A 276-nucleotide genomic window follows, 5' to 3' on the forward strand; every position below is an offset into this window, starting at 1 on the left:
GCCTAGGTTACGAGCAGTGTTATCAAACAGAATCGCTTGCTTTTCTGGTGTCATTAGGCGGAACAAGTCACCCGGTTGCGAGAAATAATCTTCATCTTCGCGATGATCCCAGTGTGCTGCTGCGCCATCAAGGTTCAATGCTGGTTCAGCGAAATCTGGTTGCTCAGCCCATTGACCTTCGTTGTTTGGCTCATAACCCAATGTGCTACCAAAGTTACCGTCGACACGCATCGCGCCATCACGGTGGTAGCTGTGAACTGGGCAACGAGGAGCGTT

At 51.1% G+C, this 276-nt stretch carries 1 protein-coding gene; it reads right to left on the reverse strand.

The features are described from left to right. Positions 1-231 (reverse strand): catalase-related domain-containing protein (locus FQP90_RS23730; protein WP_280116004.1); only part of this gene is annotated, 231 nt, incomplete at its 3' end. Positions 232-276 lie beyond the last annotated feature (45 nt).

The sequence above is a fragment of the Paenarthrobacter nitroguajacolicus genome, from assembly GCF_007786235.1.
GTDB lineage: Bacteria > Actinomycetota > Actinomycetes > Actinomycetales > Micrococcaceae > Arthrobacter > Arthrobacter nitroguajacolicus_A.